The sequence below is a fragment of the Microcoleus sp. A003_D6 genome, from assembly GCF_036702825.1.
In the GTDB taxonomy this organism is placed as follows: domain Bacteria; phylum Cyanobacteriota; class Cyanobacteriia; order Cyanobacteriales; family Microcoleaceae; genus Microcoleus.
Genome location: NZ_JAUBWA010000250.1, coordinates 1 through 3462 on the forward strand (window position 1 = coordinate 1; position 3462 = coordinate 3462).

The 3462-nt window shown below is 37.7% G+C and carries 4 protein-coding genes and 1 pseudogene; 1 reads left to right on the forward strand and 4 read right to left on the reverse strand.

Features of this window, described 5'->3' with window-relative positions; genetic code table 11:
* Positions 1 to 76 precede the first annotated feature (76 nt).
* A pseudogene (locus QUB70_RS31990) lies at positions 77 to 965 on the forward strand (IS630 family transposase); the annotation flags it as partial.
* 29 nt (positions 966 to 994) lie between these two features.
* Here the strand turns inward: QUB70_RS31990 and QUB70_RS31995 are convergent.
* From QUB70_RS31995 to QUB70_RS32010, 4 genes are all read right to left on the reverse strand, one after another.
* Entirely contained in the window at positions 995 to 1330 is a 336-nt protein-coding gene (locus tag QUB70_RS31995) for a hypothetical protein (protein ID WP_332985819.1), read from the reverse strand.
* An 8-nt stretch (positions 1331 to 1338) separates the two neighbouring features.
* Positions 1339 to 1722, reverse strand: coding sequence for a hypothetical protein (locus tag QUB70_RS32000; RefSeq protein ID WP_332985820.1), 384 nt, complete (start codon positions 1720 to 1722; stop codon positions 1339 to 1341).
* 53 nt (positions 1723 to 1775) lie between these two features.
* Complete coding sequence (locus QUB70_RS32005) at positions 1776 to 2282, reverse strand: hypothetical protein (protein ID WP_332985822.1); 507 nt, start codon at positions 2280 to 2282, stop codon at positions 1776 to 1778.
* 177 nt (positions 2283 to 2459) lie between these two features.
* Positions 2460 to 3462, reverse strand: a 1003-nt coding sequence (locus tag QUB70_RS32010; RefSeq protein ID WP_332985823.1) for a hypothetical protein, incomplete at its 5' end; no start/stop codon positions are given.

Sequence of the window (3462 nt, forward strand, 5' to 3'; positions counted from 1 at the left end):
ATGTTTCGTATGTAATCAATAATTACTCTCCAATATACCATATTCTGTTAACATAAAATTTAGATGCGTTCGCCCTGATAATAGGATGAAGGGTAATTACCGAAAAGCCACAGAAAAATATATTAATTTACTTTTAGAAACAGTTGAAATAGAGCCTGAAAAATATGGCTATGAGTTCGGAAGATGGACAACAGCTAGACTTGCATCTAAAAGAGCAGACAGGAATTGAGCTAAGTAGTACCCAAGTAAGGAGAATTTTAAAATCAAAAAAGTATGTTTACCTCTGGGCTAAATATAGCTTAGAGGATAAGCAAGATGCCGTAGAAAGGGGTTTATTTAAAGATAAATTATCTGAATATCTAAGAATAGAAAAAGAATGTCCAGACCTTTTGCAGGTATGGTTTTGGGATGAGAGTGGATTTAGTTTAAGAGTGATTAGGAGGAAGAACTGGTGCAAAAAAGGGACTCGAAGCAAAAAAAGAGGAGACCGACGAAAGGGTCGTATTAATGTCATGGGTGGAGTGAGATATTCAGACAAAAAAAGATGGGTAGATTTTATCCCATCTGGGAATTCTGCTAATTTTTATGCAGTGCTAAAAAACTTCTATGAAGATTTAAGATTTGAGTGGATATTGAAAGGAAACTTAGCGGAAGACTTTAAAGATAAAGGCTGTAAGTTTGTGATAATTTTGGACAATGCTAGTTTTCATAAAAAAGCAGAAAATTTGCAGAAAATAGCGGAAGAGATGCCGAATCTAATCATGGAGTTTTTGCCCAAGTATAGCCCTGACTATAACTTGGTGGAATTAGTATGGCATTCCGCCAAGGAATATGTTGCCAATAGATTATTTGAATCCATTGAAAAACTAGAATCACTGTTACATAAACTATTAAATGAAGGAGGACTAATTATGAAATGGAACCGAAAAATAAAAAATAAAGGTAACTTAGTTAATGCAGTTTAGATGTCTGACAGCTTAAGTGCTAGCTATATCTACTCGTAGCGTACCTTCTTAGATTTAATCACCTCAATTACATCATCGTGCCTTTGCCCCTCAATAATATCCTTGAGATGAATTTGTCCATTAATGTATTGAACGTGGATACGCCAGCCTGAAACTTTATCGATATCAGCACGATAAATTGCCTGCTTCACACCCTTTACTTTGTGCAGTCTCGTCTTTGGAAATTTTCTCGTTCTGTGACATTCGTTGTCTTCAAGTTCTGCCAAAGCTTCAAGAAAACAAATCTTTAGCCCATCATCTGGCAAAATCTTCATAGCTTCGTAAATAATGCCATATTCATCGCAGAGTGTAATAGTCTGTGCCATAAATAAACTTACGAAATCTGGGCAGTTGCTAGATTTTGGTGAAGCAAATCTTGATATAAAGACTCTGCTACACCCTGATATGCTTTATCGAGGTCATCGTGTTTGACTACTCGAAAAAGAGTAAAAATAACTTGCCCAAAAATTGGATCTTCGTCAACTGCCCAAATCACCATTAGTGTTCGATAAACCCGTAGTGTGTACAGTGAAGATTCGTAACCATTAAGATTTGACGGTAGACGAAGGCGGCGCAGCTTACGATAGACATCAGCTTTTTGAGTTGGAAAGAGGCTGGCGCAATCGTTGATTTTTTTAATCACTGCTGCTCTTTCATCTTCACTCAACTTAGTAAGATCGTTTTCAAAGCCTTTTGTTGACTCAATTAGAATATCCACGTTACAAACCGCCAGTCTGATTAAGTCTATTATACTGCTTTCATAAGGGATGGTTAGCCCGATTTCCAAAGTTCAGATTCATATTGCTCTCGGTCAAACTTAAATGGCCCCAGAGTATATTGCCAATCACGATGAAACTGACCAAAATCTGCCCACTCAACAGTAGATTCATTAAGTGCGATCCGAACCTGCATAAACCAGCACTGAATCACCCCACAAGTGCAACCTAAAACAATCGCTTTGCCAGCCTGTGGATCGTTGGATTGCAACTCAAATCCACAATCCCAAGGCTCGTCGAGCAAGTTTCGTGAAGGAAGCAGAATCATAGAAGGTGGTAAGTACAAGTAATCTCCGGGTGGAAAATCTGATTCATCAATAATCTCTCCTGCCGATCGCCGCTCCTGAATCTCTGCTCTAACAAGTGGTTCTTCAACTTGGCGCACTAATTCTAGTAGCGGTTGATGGTTTATATGAATCTCAGCTACATCAAGTTTATTGCCTAATGTCCAAGGAAAAGATGTTCGATTAATTCGCACTTCAAAGCGATCGTAAGTTGGCATTTTCAGAAATAGCTTACTACACTATCTATCTATCTATCTATCTATCTATCTATTTTATTTTAAACCTAATTATCTCAATAGTCCGGACAGTTTTCAATCACTAACGGCAGAATGCTGGTTTCAGCCTTCTCAGTGAGGTCAAATGCTAACGGTAGAATGAGGGTTTCAGCCTCGGCCTCAAAAACTGTCCGGAGTATTGTTATCTGGGGCATTAATCTGCTGGAACTGCTTATACCAAGCTGATATCTCTGGATTCAAATCTTCAAGTGGACTCAATATTTCAGATTGATACTCAAATAACTTAGTTAAGTCTGGATGTTGTTCTAATAGCTCTGGAAATAATAAATCGCAAAATTTACTAACCACTGCGACTGTCTCGACAGATTCAATTTCATATCTAGACATATCAAGATATTCAGCAAAGTAAGCTGTGATTTCTTTAGGATTTAACTCATTATTTAAGAGCGAATATTGAGAAATTAAGCTACACATTGGAGGTGTTAAAAGTGCGATATATAAACCATCTTCATCTAGCTCTCTAACTACATAAATTCTTTCCTCTGACTGAGCGTGTGCTAATAAGTTGTTTGCTGCTAGCAAAGTTTTCGCTGTGACAAAATTCCACTTGTCAATAGTACGTGTAGCAACTGAATTTACTGCTGAGGGACAAATAAGGTAGTCAACTTCATTAAGCCTTAAAAAGGAATCACCATTATCTGCTTCAAATTCATCAATGTCATTGACGATCGCACCAGCTCTTTCTAAAATAGGTTTGAGTTCCTCAAGTGCATAGGCGTAAACACATTCGGATAAGTCTTCTCTGCTAAGGAAGCAAAGACTGTATTGAGGATGCGGAGCGTCTAACCACAATAAGCCTTCGTTGATATATACTCCATCGCTTTCTGTCACCGTATCTAAAGAATCGTATTGGTATTTTCCATCGAACACCCAAGGTGAGGATGTTTGGATTGAAAGCCTCTCCAATATTTCGATCGTTTCCGATTCTTCATATCGATAGAATCCTTGCTGTTTAAGCTGACTCAGTAATTCTTCCATGACTTGCTGTAAATGAATCGGTTTAATATCAAAACAGGAAATTAAATACGGGTGCATCTCACTTTGGCGAGTATGCCAAAAAAGGGTTAAAATGAAAAAGCCAGTAAAATCGCCAAATAAAAAT

What these genes read in the sequence shown, in the direction of transcription:
- QUB70_RS32005 (WP_332985822.1), bottom strand. Translation starts at nt 2,282, where the DNA reads ATGCCAACTTACGATCGCTTTGAAGTGCGAATTAATCGAACATCTTTT.
- QUB70_RS31995 (WP_332985819.1), bottom strand. Translation starts at nt 1,330, where the DNA reads ATGGCACAGACTATTACACTCTGCGATGAATATGGCATTATTTACGAA.